Source organism: Methanosarcina hadiensis (assembly GCF_046529725.1).
GTDB lineage: Archaea > Halobacteriota > Methanosarcinia > Methanosarcinales > Methanosarcinaceae > Methanosarcina > Methanosarcina hadiensis.
The window spans coordinates 441,425-458,814 of the sequence record NZ_CP136241.1; the positions used below are offsets into that span (position 1 = coordinate 441,425).

Annotated in this window: 11 protein-coding genes; 3 read left to right on the forward strand and 8 right to left on the reverse strand. The window is 43.4% G+C overall.

Translation table 11 applies throughout. The features are described 5' to 3' along the window. Window positions 1–227: 227 nt before the first annotated feature. Together RSJ42_RS02080 and RSJ42_RS02085 are read left to right on the forward strand one after the other, a co-directional pair. On the forward strand, window positions 228–2,129 hold the full coding sequence (locus RSJ42_RS02080; RefSeq protein ID WP_410509079.1) for a metallophosphoesterase: 1,902 nt from the start codon (window positions 228–230) through the stop codon (window positions 2,127–2,129). Continuing rightward, a complete protein-coding gene (locus tag RSJ42_RS02085) occupies window positions 2,126–5,338 on the forward strand; it encodes a DNA double-strand break repair ATPase Rad50 (protein WP_410509080.1) in 3,213 nt (1,070 codons plus the stop codon). The genes RSJ42_RS02080 and RSJ42_RS02085 overlap by 4 nt, the downstream gene beginning before the upstream one ends. A 163-nt stretch (window positions 5,339–5,501) precedes the next feature. Here RSJ42_RS02085 and RSJ42_RS02090 read toward each other — a convergent pair whose 3' ends face one another. The 7 genes from RSJ42_RS02090 to RSJ42_RS02120 all read right to left on the reverse strand — a co-directional run bounded on the left by RSJ42_RS02090 (window position 5,502) and on the right by RSJ42_RS02120 (window position 12,299). After that, complete coding sequence (locus RSJ42_RS02090) at window positions 5,502–6,500, reverse strand: TIGR03557 family F420-dependent LLM class oxidoreductase (RefSeq protein WP_410509081.1); 999 nt, start codon at window positions 6,498–6,500, stop codon at window positions 5,502–5,504. Window positions 6,501–6,750: 250 nt separating this feature from the next. After that, complete coding sequence (locus tag RSJ42_RS02095; RefSeq protein WP_410509082.1) at window positions 6,751–7,560, reverse strand: C15orf41 family protein; 810 nt, start codon at window positions 7,558–7,560, stop codon at window positions 6,751–6,753. Between the two features lie 301 nt (window positions 7,561–7,861). Further along, window positions 7,862–8,662 carry a hypothetical protein gene (locus tag RSJ42_RS02100; RefSeq protein ID WP_410509083.1) on the reverse strand — a complete coding sequence of 267 codons (801 nt, stop codon included), beginning with the start codon at window positions 8,660–8,662 and terminating at the stop codon, window positions 7,862–7,864. An 83-nt stretch (window positions 8,663–8,745) separates the two neighbouring features. Then, complete coding sequence (locus tag RSJ42_RS02105) at window positions 8,746–9,597, reverse strand: ribose-phosphate diphosphokinase (RefSeq protein WP_410509084.1); 852 nt, start codon at window positions 9,595–9,597, stop codon at window positions 8,746–8,748. Window positions 9,598–9,722: 125 nt separating this feature from the next. Further along, on the reverse strand, window positions 9,723–10,190 hold the full coding sequence (moaC, locus tag RSJ42_RS02110) for a cyclic pyranopterin monophosphate synthase MoaC (protein ID WP_410509085.1): 468 nt from the start codon (window positions 10,188–10,190) through the stop codon (window positions 9,723–9,725). 235 nt (window positions 10,191–10,425) lie between these two features. Further along, the gene (locus RSJ42_RS02115; RefSeq protein ID WP_410509086.1) at window positions 10,426–10,611 is read right to left on the reverse strand and encodes a hypothetical protein; all 186 of its coding nucleotides are present in this window, start codon (window positions 10,609–10,611) and stop codon (window positions 10,426–10,428) included. 185 nt (window positions 10,612–10,796) lie between these two features. Further along, on the reverse strand, window positions 10,797–12,299 hold the full coding sequence (locus RSJ42_RS02120; protein ID WP_410509087.1) for an NAD(P)H-hydrate dehydratase: 1,503 nt from the start codon (window positions 12,297–12,299) through the stop codon (window positions 10,797–10,799). Between the two features lie 781 nt (window positions 12,300–13,080). Between RSJ42_RS02120 and RSJ42_RS02125 the strand changes: the two genes are divergently transcribed. Then, window positions 13,081–14,547 carry a DHH family phosphoesterase gene (locus tag RSJ42_RS02125; protein WP_410509088.1) on the forward strand — a complete coding sequence of 489 codons (1,467 nt, stop codon included), beginning with the start codon at window positions 13,081–13,083 and terminating at the stop codon, window positions 14,545–14,547. 335 nt (window positions 14,548–14,882) lie between these two features. Here the strand turns inward: RSJ42_RS02125 and RSJ42_RS02130 are convergent, their stop codons facing one another. After that, window positions 14,883–17,366, reverse strand: coding sequence for an oligosaccharyl transferase, archaeosortase A system-associated (locus RSJ42_RS02130; protein WP_410509089.1), 2,484 nt, complete (start codon window positions 17,364–17,366; stop codon window positions 14,883–14,885). Window positions 17,367–17,390 lie beyond the last annotated feature (24 nt).

Here is a 17,390-nt window from a genome sequence, read left to right on the forward strand (position 1 = left end):
TGAATTTTCTAGGTATTTATTAATAAGTTGAGTAAAAAACCCAGAAACATTTCAAAATCTAAATTTGAAATAATTAATTATTCTTTAATTAAGAAAAATCATTTTATAGTTCTCTTTAAAGTGGGAATAAAATTGGTTTTGAAACCAACTCTTAACCCAGCTTCTGTGGAAATCAGTTAAATACTAATATACAAATCCCTATACCGTAAAAACTAGAGACTGATACCATGGACCGGGAAATAAGGATACTTCACACAGCAGACACGCACCTGGGATACCGGCAGTACCATAATGAGGTACGGAGGCAGGACTTTTTTAAGGCTTTTGAGACTGTCATAAAGGATGCGGTTGACATGCAGGTTGATGCTGTCGTGCATGCGGGAGACCTTTTCGATTCGAGAAACCCGACCCTTGAAGACCTTCTTGAGACTATGAATGTCCTGTCCCGGTTAAAGGCTGCAAACATACCTTTTTTTGGAATCGTCGGGAACCACGAGAGCAAGCAAAGTACCCAATGGCTGGACCTCTTTGAGGAAATGGGGCTTGCGGCAAGGCTCGGGAAAAAACCGCAGGTGGTCGGAGATGTCGCAATCTACGGAATTGACAGCGTCCCAAAATCAAGAATTCCTCTTTACGATTATTCAGGGTTTGAGATTCCGGAATCTCTGTCGGAAAATTGCAGGAGATTGCTTGTAATGCACCAGATAGTGCAGCCTCTTCCGTTTGCGGATTGGGACTGTGCTGAGGTACTTGGAAACCTCCCTTTTAAGGTTGATGCGATTCTCCTTGGGGACTACCACGAGTACGAGAAAAAAAAGGAAGGAGAGGCCTGGATCACCTACTCGGGCAGTACCGAACGCAACAGTGCATCCGAAAAGGAACCGCGTTCTTACAGCATTATCACTCTTTCCGGGGAAGGGCTGGAAATCAGCAGGAGGACCATCCCTACCCGTGACTTCATTTTTATTCAGGCAAAACTCTACGGGGAAGAGAAGCCCTTTGAACAGATTTCTTCTGCCGTAAATGAGCACCTTGAAGAGATCCCGGAATCAGTGGTGTTTCTGGATATTTCAGGAGATTCGGGTTCGGTTCTTTCTTTCAGCGAGATCGAAGAATACGTGCTGGGCAAAGGAGCTCTCGTAGTGGCAAATGTTAATGACTCCAGGACGAAGGATGGGGTTCCCGAAGAAGTCATTAAAGTTGCGTTCACAGATCCTGACAGGGCTGTTGCCGAAGAGATCCGCAAGATGAGCTTAAATGACGGCGGGCTGATAATTGATGAAGTTATCCGGAGCCCGGATGTTCCAAGGTCAAGGGTAGACGAAGAAACAGAAAACCGGCTTGTGGGTTTAATTGAAGCGATAGACTTCAAAGACCCGGATTTTATGATAAAAATCCCTGTCAATCCCGATTGTGTTAGCCCCGTTCCTGCTAGCCCTGCCAGCTCCACTGCAATTGTAAGGCCTGAAAAAATCGAACCCGCGAATGCGGCTGAACAGATTGAGCCTCCCGGACCTGCAGGTGGGACTGAATCTGTGGCGGCAGCTTTCGAAAAATCTGAAATCCTGATGTCTCCTGTTAGAATTCAAAGGTCCGAATCTCTTAATGAATCTCTCAGTAAGAGTTTTGGAGTTCCTGATGAAACTCCCGGACCTGACCACATTTCGTTTATAAATGAAAACTCTGGACCAGATGAAAACGCTGAATATGCTGAGTCTGCTGAGTCTGCTGAGTCTGCTGAATCTCTATCTTTATCCGAGACTGCTCAGGAAACTCTCAAAATTACTGCAGAAGCTCAACCTGAAGGAAATGAAGAAAAAACCGACTTCAGGACAGAAACCGGAAATATATCCGAAACGGAGGCTGGGAAATTTTCAGGGCATGGGGCAGAACCAGTTCCTGAAAAAGAAGGAGTGGACAAAGCCGAAAAGCTTCCGGATGAAAAGCCCACGGATGAAAAATCTATGGATGAAAAGCCTGTAGATGAAAAATCTGTGGATGAAAAACCTCTGGAAGATAAGCCTGCCAGGGTTCCGGATAAAGCCGCAAAACCGGTAAAGCAGAGCCATAAAAAAGGAAAAGAAAAATCTGCCGTCCCCAGACAGTACAACCTTGGTGATTACCTGTGAAGCTGAAAAACCTGTACATAGAAAATATCCGGAGTTATAAAAAGCTGGATTTCAGATTCGAAGATGGAGTAACCGTAATCTCCGGGGTGAACGGGAGCGGAAAATCAAGTCTGCTCGAAGCCTGTTTCATGGGGCTTTTCGGGAGCAAAATCCTTTCAAAGGATTTCGTGCTTGCTGACATGATTTTCAAAGGGGCTGAGAATGCAAAAATCAACCTCGGTTTTGAGCATCTCGGGCGGGAGTACCTTATTGAGCAGGCTTTCAGGTATTCTTCAAAAAATGAAACTGCTTCGAGCTCGAAATGTGTGCTTTTTGCAGACGGAGAAAACGTTGTTGACCAGGCGACCCGTACCTATGAAGAGGTCTGCGCCCTCCTGAATATGGACGAAGAAGCATACAGAAACTGTGCGTACATCAGGCAGGGTGAAATTGACATACTTATTAATGCGAAGCCAAAAGACAGGCAGCGTATGATTGATGACCTGCTGCAACTCGGAAAACTTGAGGAATACCGCGAAAGGGCAAGCTATGCGAAAACTGCTGTCAGAAGGCTTGAACGGGATGCAAAAAACAGCTTTCTGGGTGTGAAAGCAGAAATCGAGGGAATTGAAAGCACAGAGCCTTTCTCAGCCGTTAATAACCTCAGGCAGAAAGTAAAAGAATGCGATGCGTCCTTAAAGGAATTTAACGGAATTAAAGAGGCTGCGGCTGCACGTAAAGGAGAACTCGACATAAGGATTGCCGAGTACAGGGAACGCCTGCAGGAAATCGAGGCTTTGAAACAGGCTATCCTTAAGTCTCAGCAAGAAAAGGCTGGCTCTTTTAAAGAAAAGGAAGCTTTTTCAGGAGAAATTCAGGGTCACAGGCGCGTTTTGCTCGAACTGGGAGAAGAAAATAACGGCTTGAAGGAAGAGTGCGGTTTTGGGGACCTTGGAATTGAAGCTCTCCTTTTATGCCAGGAAAAAGAAGAGGCCTCTGCCAGAGAGAGAGTAAGTGCCGCATCAAAAGAACTTGCCCTCCTCCTGAAAGAAGAAGAAACCGGTTTACAGGCATTGCGTGAGCTTGAAAAAGAGAAAGCTGAGACTGAACGCATTCTCATTGAATGCAGAAACAGTATTGGGGCTGCAAATAAGGAGATTGAAGGGTACAGGGCAAAAATAAAACAGCTCGAAGAGGAAAATAAAGGGCTGAGAGAAAAAGCAGGCTTTGGGGCAGCTGATGAAATTGCTTCGGTCATAAAAGAACTTGAAGAAAAAGAAAGCATTCTAAGAGACCGGAAAAATGAAGCTTCGACAAAACTTGGCCTCGCCCTTAAGGAAAAGGAAACCGTGGATTCAAGCCTGCGCGAGCTTGATGCGGAAATACAAAACTGTGGAGCCGCAGTCAGAAAAGGAAACCTGGAAATTGAGGCGCTTGAAAAGGAGCTCAGAAATAACTCAAAAGCAATGCTGGATATTCAGGAGCAGAAGTCTGAAATTTTTGCCGGGCTGAAAGCGCTCGGCTTTACTGCAGGTCAGCTTGAAAGCCTGGAAGATTTCAACGAGATTCTGCTGGAAAACAAAAACCGGCTTCACGGGAAAGAAAAAGAGCTTGAGGTTACTTTACGGGAAATTGAAAATAGCCTCCGTAAAAACCGGGAACTGCTTGCAGAAGGAAAGTGTCCTACTTGCGGGCAGGAATTAAAGGGGTCAGAAGTTGCATGCACCGCAGAAGAATGCGAAAAGAAAAAAGAAAAGCTTGCTTCGGAACTTGCGGATACAAAGCTGCAGAGTGCTGAACTTGATAAAAAGCTTAACCGGCTTAAAGATGCAAAGAAGCTTGAGAAACAGGCGTCTGATTATGGTATTGAAATTGAGAAGCTCAATGAAAAGTCAAAAGCTTCAGGGAAATTAATCGAAACTTACAGAGCCCGCATAGAGGAAGATTCCCTGAAGCTTGAAAATCTTGATAAACGAAAGCAGGAGCTTGAAACCGCAAGAAATCAGCTCCTTCTGGATATTAAATCTCTGCAGGGCCGGAAAGAGAAAGCTCAAAAAACTCATGCTGAAAGTGAAATGGCTCTAAGGGAAGCAAAAGCTTTCGAAATAAAACTTGCCGAAAATGCTTCTGAGATTGAATCCCTGAACGGCAGAATTAGGACATCTCTTGCACTCATTGAAAATTACGGGCTGAGGCTCGGAGAGCTCAATGAAAAGTTAAAGTCATTTACGGAAAAGGAAGCCCTGTTAAAAGAAAAACTCAAATCTTTAGAGCTTGCCCTTAAAGCTGTTCGGAAAAAAGAAAACGAAGTAAAAAAAGCCCATGCCGAATGTGAAAGGCTTCTCGGTCAGGCAAAAAAACTTCAGGCTAACCTTCTCCGCATGGAGAGTATCAGGCATAAAATCTCAGAGCTTGAAACCGGCATTAGAAGCCTGGCAGAAAAAATAGGTTTCTTTGACCGCGAAATCCTTGACCGCAGCGACAGGATAAGGCAGCTAGAAGCAAAACTTGAAGGAAATAAGCTTGCAGACCTTCAGCAGAAACGCGCTAAGTTTGAAGAGGCACAGGCAAACATTATAGAAAAAATCTTGGAAGTAACTGCCGAAAAGGACACTTTCCTTAAAGAAATAGGCATGATCGAAAACAGCTTGAAGCGTTTAAAGGAACTCCAGGAAGAACTTAAAGCTCTTGAAAACAAAAGGCTGTACCTTGAAGCCGTATACAATAATGCTGACGAGCTTGAAAATACCTACATGCGCGTCCGGGCTGATATGCGGGCAAGGAACATAGGAGCCCTTTCAATTCTCCTGAATGAGATGTTCGGTTTCATGTACACAAATAACGCTTATTCACATATCGAACTTGATCCCGAATATAACCTGACGGTTTACAGAAAAGACGGCACCCCACTCGAACCCAAACTCCTGAGCGGAGGCGAGCGTGCAATCTTCAACCTTGTACTGCGCTGTGCTATTTACAGGCTTCTTTCCCTTGGCTTTGGCGGGGACAGGCCGGACGGGCTTCCTCCAATGATTCTGGATGAGCCAACAGTTTTCCTGGACCGCGGACATGTCAGGCAGCTTTTAAAACTCATAGACATGATGCGCAGCATAGGAGTTGGGCAGATCATAGTGGTTTCGCATGACGAGTCACTGATCGATTCGGCAGACCATGTTTTCCAGGTTGAAAAAGACCCTCTTACCAATATGTCGTCAATTATAAGGATCTGAAATCAAAACAGGGTCAAAAAGGATTTGAAAACAAAACAAAATCAAAAACGGATTGAAAATCAAAGTTAAATTAAAAATGGAAAAACAAAAATTATGCTTAAAGGTAGAGAAAAGAAAGGGAAAAATTATACTTAAAGGTAAAAAATAAACTTGATGGGAATACTTATCCCATCTTCTTTAAAGCAGGTAAAACATCTTTTCCGTATCCTTCAAGGAAAGTTATCTGATCCTCGGCTGCCGAATGGAAGTAAAGGTGAGTAAAACCTGCATCAATGTACTGCTTTGCATATTCTACATGTGTCTCAGGGTCGTCTGAAATACATACTGACTTTTGAATAGTATCCTTGCCAACTGCCTTCCCGTTCTGTGCAGACATTGCCGGCGTATAGATTTTATTCAGGAAAAGGGCCGGTATTAAAGCTCCTGCCCAGTATTTTTTGAAGCTCTCAACCGTTTTTTCCGTATCGCCGGTATAAGCCACGAAAAGTTCCACGGCTTTTGGCATCTTCTCGAAGTCTCTGCCAGCGTCTTCAGCGCCTCTCCTGAACTCGGAGAGCATCTGTTCGTATTCGGACATCTCCAGAGAACCGCCTACGGTTATAAGCCCGTCTCCGTAATATCCTGCAAGATAGGCGCTGTCCGGCACAAGGGAAGAAATATAGATCGGAATCTCATTTTTCGGCAGGGTATACAGTTTAGCCTGCTTTGTGCGGTAGTAGCACCCCTCAAAGTCTACTTTTTCGCCGGTCCAGAGATTACGGATAAGCTGTATGGCTTCAACCATCATTGCCTGCCGCTCCCTGAAAGTCGGCCATTCGTATGTTACCGAGTATTCGTTAAGCGCTTCCCCTGTCCCGACTGCCAGATAAGTCCTGCCCCCGGCAAGGGAAGAAACCGTAGCTGCCGCCTGAGCAATAATAGCCGGATTATATCGCAGGATAGGGCATGTAACTCCAGGACCCAGTTCAATAATATCTGTCCTTACAGCTGCAGCCCCAAGCCAGCTCCAGGTAAAGCATGCCTGCCCTTCCTCACTCCATGGATGGAAATGGTCGCTCACATCTATGCTCTCGAATCCGTTTTTTTCGGCAGCGATCACCTGGTCCAGCATCTGTAAAGGTGGAAACTGTTCAGGTCCAACTTTGTATCCAATTTTTAGCATATTTACCCCCCTGAAGTTTAAGCTTACATCAGATAATTATATTTCCATTAATATAATATGATCTTGATGTCTTTGTAACTAATGCCTGTATACCTTTGCAATTGATGCCTTTTGTAATGAGACTGTTAAAAAGTGCCGGGAAACTTAAAAAAAAAGATAGATTACAATGTGTCAGTAAAAAATTTAGCAGGCAATTGGATTACAAACATAGCGCCAAACTAAAAATAGATATTTATAGATGTTTATTGGCTTACTGTACAGGAGAGTCCCAGTAAACCAGAAAGTTGAACAGTTCGTCGGTTTGCTCTTTATATTCCCTGAAGAAGCTGTGGTCCTTTATCATGTAGCCTTCATCTTCGGAATCGAGGTCTTCGAGGTAACCATACCAGTAAACTACCATCCCTTCCCCGAAAATGTCTGCGTATTCCCGGAACTGTTTCTTTGCGTAATGCTTGTGTTCAAAATCGTCTCCGAAGAGTGCTTTGCTTTCAATCCATCTTACCATACGGCCATCTATGGGGATCGGGTCAGAAAGGACAAAGTCAGGGGTCTTTCCGTCTCCCTGAGCTCTTATTTCGGCCTCCGTACAGTAAGAAATGTTCCTGTCGTCAAGCCATTTGCGGATGATTTCTTCTCCCATTTCTCCTTTTTTGCACTGCATCTCATGGGCACGGGGAGAGAAGAAATAATCTGCTTCAAGGGCTTTCCTGACCTCTCTTCTCAGACGCCTGTTTTCAATGCAGTCAAGGTGCTTGAATAGCCAGTTTATGTTTTTTCGGGACAGGTCACAGTTCTTAAGGATCAGAGAAGCCATAAGAGTTGGAGGAAAAAAGGTGTATTCCGCAAGCTCAAGAATAGACCTTCCCTGCTTCCAGCGCAGAAAGAGTTCCTTTTCTCTGGAATAGACTTTCCTGTGCTTGAACCTTGTCATTTTCACTACTTTCTGGTTAAGAATGGTAGCAAGCATGCCCACAGGCCTGGTATGCTCCTCTGAGAGGCGGAAAACGTCTCCAAAGTTGTGCAGCGAACTATAAATTTTCTGGTATGTCTTGCGGTCCATTCTTTATCATTGAATCCCTGTTCTTGTTTTAACATCGAAACTAAAACTTAATAACATGAACAAAAAGCGAACTTTTCAATATGCAGGGGGCTTATTGTTTCATAGACTTTTATCTCTTCACTTCTATATAAATCTCTAGCCTTATCTCTCAGATGAGATCCCGGAAGCAAAATTCCATAAAGGGAAGTGCATGGAGTTAAGCCTTAAACCGTCTCATAGTTTCAGGAATTGAAATCAGGATTGGAATCAGGATTGGAGTCAGGAATTTGATCTGGAAATTGGAGTTAGGAAAGAGAGTTACTTAACTCCAGAACTCCTCTTCGTAGTTATCAGGAAGATTTATATCCATTACTTCATCAAACTTTTTGCGTTTATCTTTATTTTCAATAACTTTTTTTGGTTTCTCTTCCTTCACGGAAGAATAAATATTTTTCTTTTCTTCTTCGTCACAGGCTGCAAAGATTGTTGCATGTTTGTCTCGAGAAATTATTTTTTCCTGAACCTTTGGCTTTTCCTGAATCCTTGGTTTTTCAGGTATCTTTGGCTTTTCCTGAATCCTTGGTTTTTCTTCAGCCTTTGGTTGCGGATTTGCGTATCTAACTTCATCTTCTTCAGCGGGTTCTTTTCTAAGCCTGGCTTCGAGTCTCATAGAAGCTTTCTCAGCCTCGCTTACAACCTGCCTTGTTGGTGTTCTTTCCTCCAGCCTTTCTTCGAGGCTTCTTTCAGGTTTCGCACCTCTGGGCTCTTCGCGGCGACCGAAGAATAACTTCTGAGCTTCTTTTTCCGCAGGAGGATATGGAATTTCTTCTCTCCTCTCAATATGCCTTTCTGGAGGCCTTTCTATCGGCCTGGTAGGTGTCCAGTCCCCTTTTTCGGTAACGTTCTTCCATCTGGGCTGGTGCTGATGTCCTAATTTTCGGAAGGTGTCTTCAGCATAAGTGTCTTTTTTTCTTTCAGCTTTGTCAGACCTTACTTTACTTATTGTATTGTATCCAATGAGACAGGTAGGTTCCCTTGTTCTCCATTCCAGGCAGAAGAGGTGGCATTCCCGTCCTTTACATGTCTGGGATTCATCAAGTGGACAAACTTCTGGAAGGGTCATAATAATATGAATATGCAGAATATAAAAAATAGTTAACGGTGATGAAGTGAAGCAAAGAAGTCAGAGTCCTTGAAACAAAACAGTTAGAGCCCTGAAAGGGCTTCTGCAATAAGAGGGGCAACACTCAATTTACTTTCGGCTTTTTCAAGAGTATCGGTTCCGATTATGTCTTTTACACCTGCATTGAAAAGCCTTAAAGCTGCATTTCTGGTAAGGACAGGGTGTACACATGCAAGGTGGACATCAATTGCTCCCTGGGATTTAAGCATCCGGATCGACTCAGCCATTGTCCCTCCGGTTGCAATCATATCGTCCACAAGGACAACGTGCCTGCCTGTTACGTCAAGGTTCTTTGTCTTGATTACAACAGTGTCTCCGCTGAGCCTTGTTTTCTGGAGATGGTCATGATCAAATTCACAGCCTGAAGCTACATTCTTTACAAGCAACTGAGCACCTTCGTCCGGGGCGACCAGCATAGGGTTTTCAAGGCCGAAACCTGCAACATACGTACCCATGAGATTTGCTGCATCAAGATTTTCCGCAGGGCATGGGAAGTGGTCAAGAACGCTCTTTTCATGAATATTTATTGTAAAAATCCTGTCAGCATTAATGCAGCGGGCAATAGCGCGGGCACTTATGGGCTCTCCGGGCTTGAATTTCTTGTCCTGCCTGGCATAGCCCATGTAAGGGATCACGACATTGATTTCAGATGCACCCTCACAGGCATCGATAAGCTGGAGCAGGGAAACAAAATCGGAATCTGTAGGCGTGCTCTGGATAAGAGCTACTTTCTCGTTTTCGACTTCCTCTGCTATCCTAAGATAAAGTTCTCCGTCAGGGAAGCGGGTAAATTCGCAGAGTGCAGGCTCTGTCCCTAGAGCTCTGGCCGTACGGCTGGCAAGTAATTGTGATGCTGGTCCACCTATAATCTTCAAGATACATACCTCAGTTGCCGTCTTGATATATTCCATCCTTTAAAAAACTTATTTTTAATGGACCTTTCTTTTTTCAGCTGTCTTTTCGAACTTTTATCTCTTCGAACTTTTGCCTTTTCGAAACTTTATCCTTTAATTTTTTCAAGAACCCTGATATTTCTTATCAGAGTATGAGGGTAGTTTCCAGTCTCATCTTTTTCTGCGGATTTTACCATATCCCAGACTGTAAGCAGCGCAACCGAAACCCCTGTCAGGGCTTCCATTTCAACTCCGGTTTTCCCGACTGTCCTGACCTCAACCACAACAGAAACCGCTTCTTCCTCTATCTTAAAGTCCACGTCTATCCCTGTTATAGGAATCTGGTGGCACATTGGGATTATCTCCGGAGTTTTTTTTACTGCAAGAACGGCTGCAACCCTGGCAGTTGCAAAGACATTTCCTTTCTCAACATTTCCTGTCCTTATTTTCTCTATGGTCCCTGCGGAGAGAACGATCTCTCCCGCAGCTCTTGCCAGCCTGGTAACGTTATTTTTTTCGCTTATATCTACCATCCGTGCCCTGCCGGCTTCAATATGAGTAAATGTTTTCTCCACAAAACCACCGAGTTTTTAATGACCATCTGAGCTTTATACAGGTCTGATTTCAGCTCCTGTTTTTAAGTTTCTGTTGTCTAAGTTTCTGTTGTCTAAGTTTCTGTTGTCTAAGTTTCTGTTGTCTAAGTTTCTGTTGTCTAAGTTTCTGTTGTCTAAGTTTTTGTTGTCTAAGTTTCTGTTGTCTAAGTTTCTGTTGTCTAAGTTTTTGTTGCTTTGACTTTTTCTTAATTTCCTCTCAGTCGATCCTGATCTGTCTTCTCTGCGAATAATCCTCAATCGTCTGACTCAGTTTTTCTGCAAGCTCCTCGGCCTCTTCGAGGTTTAGTTTAATAATTTCTTCATCTTCCCCATGAAAAATTGTAATCCTTATTCTTGTCCTTTCGATTTCTACGTCTATTTTTCTATTAAAATCCTGTACCAAAATCTGTTACCCCCATCTGGTTTAGTGAGTAAATATGAGCGATTGTTATTTGAATATTGTACTGATATGAATACGTTTGAGTATTATTTGAGTATTATCTCAACATTGTTTCGTCTAAATTGTTTCAGGATCATATTATACTTTTTAAGCAGCTTTCACACCCAATTTTTGTTTTTACCCTATTTTTATCCGATTCCTGCCTCTTTAATTATTTCGGGAATCTTTTCAAGCACATCCGTTGCAAGCAGTGCATTTCCTGCCTTTTCAAATGCAAGGTCTCCTGCTGCTCCATTGATAAAGGCTGCACAGGCTGCGGCAAGAAACGCCGGATTTCTCGAAAAAAAAGCCCCTGTAATGCCTGCCAGAACATCTCCCGTGCCTCCCACAGTCATGCCAGGGTTTCCAGTCCTGTTTAGAGAAATCTGTTTTCCGTCTGAAATTATGTCCGTTTTCCCTTTCAGGAGAGTAACCACACCTTTTTCCTCAGAAAACTCCCTGACAGCTTTTTCGCGGGCTTCAGGGTCATCGGGGGTTTCCATACCTCTCAGGCGAGCAAATTCCCCACCATGCGGAGTAATTATTATTTCACAATTCCCCGCAAGGGTCTCGAAAAGGATGCCTGATAAGGCTGAGAGAGCATCGGCGTCAAGTACCGCCTTTCTGCAAAAAGGAAGGATTTTTCGGACAGCTTCAAGTGTTTCTGTTGCCCTTCCGAGCCCCATCCCCATTACGACCACGTCATGGGAGTTGATGAGGTCAGGGAGAATAGCAAGGTCTTCGGGGGAGAGTATATTTGATGAGAGCTTCCGCACGATGAGGTCAGGGGAATAAGATGCTACAATTCCGGATACAGATTCCGGAACTGCTGCAGTTACAAGGTCTGCTCCTGACTTAAGGGCTGCAAGGGCTGCAAGTGCAGGCGCTCCGGAGTACGGCCCCCCTCCTATGATAAGGATCCTTCCCGCATTTCCTTTGTGTGCTTCAGGCTTTCTTTTTTGAAGCATCTGAAGGTCACCCGGACCTACATAATGTTCTGCATCCGCACAAACTCCAATTTCTGCGACTTTCACCGTGCCTGCATACTCTTTTGCTCTCTCTGTAAGAAGCCCGGTTTTCATGCGGTGAAAAGTTACTGTAAAATCCGCATATACGGCTTTTTCAAAATTTCCACCGTCTGGGTCAAGCCCGGAAGGGATGTCTACGGCAATTACTGTTTTTCCGGCCTTTCCTTCTCTATTTATAAGGTCAATTGCAGTTGATTCGGGCTCTTTTATGCTTCCTTTAATCCCTGTGCCGAAAACAGCATCCACAAGCAAATCTGCTTCTGAAAACCATTCTGAAGCTGTAAGCTGGCTTGAATCTCTAACTTCAAGTATCTGCACCCTGCTGAACCTTAGCAGGGAAAAATTATGAAGAGCTTCTTCAGTTCCTATATCCCGGTCTTTTCCAAGCAGGATAACCCTTACAATATATCCGGGGATGCCTGCAAGATGCCTGGCAGCAACGAAAGCATCGCCTCCGTTATTGCCTCTCCCTGCCACAAGCAGCACCTTTCCGCTGCCAAGCCTTTCCTTTACACTCTGTGCAATAGCTGCGCCTGCATTTTCCATTAACTGAAGCGGAGACATGCCCAGATATACACCGTTTGTATCAATCGCCTTCATCCGTGAGGAACTGATATATTTCATACTTTTTGCCTGCGGGTCTTTTAACTACCTGTAGAGTTGATTGTAAGTTAATGATTGTATAATGGTTGTAAGTTAATGATTGTATAATGGTTGTAAGTTAATGATTGTATAATGGTTGTAAGTAAACCCGGTTCTACGGAAGCCAGAGAGGCCTGTCAGGCGTTTCTGGCATTTCTCCGGATATCTCTCCTGTTTTCTGGAATTTAGCTCAATTTACTTGCTGATTTTATTTACTCGCTGTTCTTTTAGTCAAATTATTTATACAGAGGAAAACTTATCTGATGTTATCTACTATATTACGTTGTATTCAAATATAGAACGTATACCGGTAAAAACGGATTAACCATAGAGCATATGCCGGAAAGAACGGATTAACCTTCTAAATCTAACACTATATTACGGTTCTATATAAGGAACTCCAGTGTCAGTTCATTATTAGAGGTTACTTCCATAATTAACTTTAGTAAAGGGTAACAAATGTATAGTAAGAGTAACTAACCAATTAGGTTAGATAATTAAAGCCAGCAGATTTCGGAAAACAGTAATATTCAGGACTCGAGTTGTAAAAACGAAAGCGAATATAAAAATAAAGTGCATGATGAATCGGATTCGGTACTTAAATAATTTTAAATAGCCTTATGTCTAACAATGTATTATTTTCGTTATTCCTTTATTAAGAATATAAAGAGATATGTTAAAATTGTAAGCAGGCAGGAATCTGATCAAATGTTTGCTTTCCTTTGCACGTGTCTGGACTTACATAAGAGCAGGAGGATGACTTTTGTCTAATTCTTCAAAAGATGCGGATAGCAACTTTAAGAGTACGGTTAAACCCAGGTACCTGATTCTGGGAAGCGGTAGTATTGGTTTTGCGCTTGCAAAAGAGCTCAGGGAAAGCAATAAGCTTGTAATTATTGTTGATAAGGATGAAGCCAAGGTTGAGACCCTCAGGGAAGAAGGTTTTGAAACCATTCTCGGAGATATCTCTGATCCGGAGCTCGTTAATAATATTGATCTGAAAAATATTGTTGCAATACTTTTCCTGAGTTCTAATAATGAGGCTAACAGGAAAGGAATTGAGAACTTTAAGAAAGTGGTAAACCCGGATATCCAGATCTTTGCCAGGGCTTCGGATATCATAAACAAAGAAAAAATGGAAGACCTGGGATCGGATTATGTCTTTATGCCTTCCAAGCTTGTTGCGAGTTCCCTTTCCCGCTCTCTCGAGAGAGCCGAGTCCGTCCACAGGGGTAACAGGCTAGCCAGATGGCTGAAAGGGATCAGGGACAAAAAACTTGCTATCGTAATTCACGATAATCCTGACCCTGATGCGATTTCCAGCGGGCTTGCTTTGAAGGAGATTGCAAAAAGCCTTGGAGTTGAAGCCAGTATCCTTTATCACGGGAGGATAGGGCATCAGGAGAACAAGGCGTTTGTAAACCTTCTGGGGATTGACCTTGGCAAGATGGAAGAACACAATCTGAAGGACTTTGACGAAATTGCCCTGATAGACTGTTCAATCCCGGGCGTTAACAATATGGTTTCCCCTAACTCATACGTAGGTATTGTAATCGACCATCACCCGCCAGGAGACACCGAAATAAAGGCTGAGTATATCGATATCAGACCTAATTTCGGGGCAACGGCTACTATAATGACAAAGTATCTGCAGCAGCTGAACATCAATATTTCAAAAACCCTTGCAACGGCTCTACTTTATGGAATCAGGACCGACACACAGGACTTCAAGCGGAAAACCGATCCGGCAGACCTCTCAGCTGCTTCATACCTCTATCCGCTTTCAAACCACGGGATACTGGATCAGCTGGAGCAGCCTTCAATGGCTATCGAAACCCTGGAAGTGCTAGGGGAAGCCATCCGGAACCGGCAGGTTCTCGGAAGTTATCTCCTATCAAATGTCGGGAACATCCGTGACAGGGACACCCTTCCTCAGGCTGCGGATTATCTCCTGAGCCTTGAAGGAATCTCCACAACCGTTGTATTCGGGGTTTCGGAAGACCGCATTTACATCTCCGGACGCAGTACCGATATAAGGGTTAACCTTGGAGAGATAATGCGTCAGGCTTTTGGAGAGGATGCAGGCGGGCATGCAAATGCAGCAGGTGCCCAGATACCTCTTGGAGTTTTCAGCGCCACCAAAGACAGGCAGACGCTCCTCAGGCTTGTTAACGAAGCAGTTGTCAAGAGGTTCCTCAACGCCGTTGGCGTTGAAAGCACAGGAGAATAACCTGAATGCATAGACCCGGCCTTTACATAAATCTTCGGAAAAGCAATTTCAGGAAATTTCCGGAAGAATAAATTACTTCTGCAGAAATGCGCTATTGAATTCCAAAAGAAAAGTGAGGAAAGTTTTTCTTTCCTCTATTTCCAGATTCTTTTTTACTGGTCCAGTTCTTTATAATCTTGTCTTGCTGATATTTTATTATTGATCTTATTATTGTTCTTGCTCTTTATAATATTGTTTTGCCTATTTTTTTGACCTTACTTTTAATGATCCTGTTTTGCTCTCATGTTTTTGCTAACTCTCATGTTTTTGCTAAAGGTTTATTATATTCCGTTGCTTCAGTCAGGAATGTTTATATCTATCATTTTCCCGTTCAAAACATCGTTTTCATTCACCTTAACCCAATAAACGGTTGAGTTTTCTCCTGTCAGCGAATAGGCAGAATCTGCACGTACTCCGTTATCTTTTCTTTCGGTTGAGTACGGAACAGTTATCTCAAACAGACCATTTTCGTCGGCCACATCACCTTTCTGATATACGAATTTCCTGCCTGTGTTCGAGCTAAGTTCAAGTGTTGCCATTACGGTCTCATTAGGGCTTGCAGTGCCTGTAAGTGTGGCTCCTTTGACATACTCGAATACCTTCACAGTATTTTCTTTACCGCTCTTGTTTTCCGTAGAATTTATGGCACTTTCATGGACCAGCCTGAAGTTGCTGAGGGATGTCCCGTCGAGTTTGTGAAGCTTATATATATGGGTCTGCAGAAGAGCCTGTTTGGGAGTTGCAACGGTTTTAAAGCCTGTACTATCGGTCACGGTTTTAACTTCGTAATAGTCCCCAATTTCTTTTCCTGCAATCTCAGCAATAGAACTGAACTTACCTTCTGCCATCAGTGTATCGGTTATCACGTATTTTACATTGAGATTTTCTACTATTGTTTTTGCTTCTTCTTCGGAATCCGTTATAAAGAAGCGTGAGGAATCCTCTACGCCTGTCTGGAAATTATTTGATACCGCAGGCCGTTTTCCTATGTATATTATCCAGTTTCCGTAATCCCACCAGCTAAGAACCCCATATTCAGGAGTCTCCGAAGGTTCAAGATAATAGGAAGTCTCAGGAGTTGAAGCCTCAAGCCACTCAAGGGAGTCCTGCCATTCAGGACCAATTGAGACTCCATCCGTTGCATAAGCAGCACATACCCATATCGAGGGCACAAAGACAAGTGCTATAAGTGCAGTTCCTGAAATAAGCTTAAAGTAATCCGGCTCTGGAGTCTTGCTGCTTGATTCCGGTATTTTCTTATTTTTTGATTTTGATTTTAACGGTGACTTTTTACCTGTACGAATAACAGGCTCTGAAGCTGCCTTTGCTCCTCTCCCGGGTTTTATCAGTTTTTTCACTTCTGCTTCGAAATCAAGAGAATCGATTAAGGTCCAGAGGATGTAGGAAGTAAGAATTGAGGCGTTTACCGCAAAGAGATAGGTAAAACGTCTCTGGGAAAGAGCAAGATATGCATAAAAGAGCGTCCATACAAGGAAGAATACACCTTCTGGCTTTGATTTTTCGTTCCTTAGTTCAAGTATAAACAGGAAAAGTCCTGCAATCCCGGTCAGGAAAGTAAGTCCGAAACTTCCCAGTACCGCCGAGAAAGTGAATTTTCCCTGCCCTGTCAAAAACAGGGGAACTGCTTCGGCAATTGTGCTTATGTATCCGCCTTTTCCCGAAAAGAACCTCAGTCCTTCGGCAATGAAAGCGTAGTATTCGACAGAAAACATCCTGAGGAGGACAATTCCTGAGATAAAAACAAGGATTAAAGCGCCAGGGTAGTATCTCCAATCCATATCCTTCTTTGAGACATATGCTGAAAAGCCCCAGAGCAGAAGTACTCCGACAAGCATAACCAGCACATACACTACCTGGAACCAGGAGAGGTACATTGCACTCATTTCAAGGCCCTGTCGGACTTCTCCTGCAGACAGGGGGATGGTAAATAAAAGTGTTGCAAGTATAGTTATAGCCGAGCAGATGAATACGTAATCCGATTCTCTTCCTTTTTTAAGATCGAGTGTTGTCTGAACTAATGCGTAAAGGACAATAAAGCTGACAAACGCAGGCGCTCCTACCCATGTATAGATGAAAAGGGAGAAAAAAAGGCCTGACGCCACGGAAAAAGCCAGTGAGCGTAGGAGATTTTTGTCTGATGATATATTTTTAAACGAATTTAATGAAAGTTTATTCTCTTCTGCCGTTTTTAAGGCAAGTATGAAAAATGCAAAAGCTATCGTTGAGAGTAAAACTTCAGCTACATGGTGGTCGACCGTCCCGAAACGGGATATGTATACATGAGCAGGCACAACCGCAAAAGCAAAGGCTCCAACAAGCGCTGTTCTTCTGTCAAAGACAGCAGCTGCTACCACATAAACTGGAATTATTGTAAGGATCCCGAGCAATACCGGTAAAAAAGCTCCTGCAAATTCGATGGTACGAGTATCAGGCTGTCCCGCTCCCAGAATTATTGCAAGCAGGGCGCCCAGAAAGTCAAAGAACGGGGGCCATCCAATTTCAAAACCATAAGGGTAGTTAATATAGGTATCAAAGTTAAGGGAACCGGGAAAATTGGAAACCGTGTAAAGTATGCGCCGCATATGATAAAACTCATCATATCCGGTAAAAGTTATGCCTCCGTCGGCAGTAAGCGAACCGTATGAGAGCATGCGCATGAGAAAAGCAACTGCTGCTAGAGCGATAAGTGAAATGATTCCAATTTTTGATTTATTAGCGGAACCCTGTGCCTCTGGAGGTCTCATGCTTTTGTCTGTCATAATCATCTCTACTATATTTTTAGC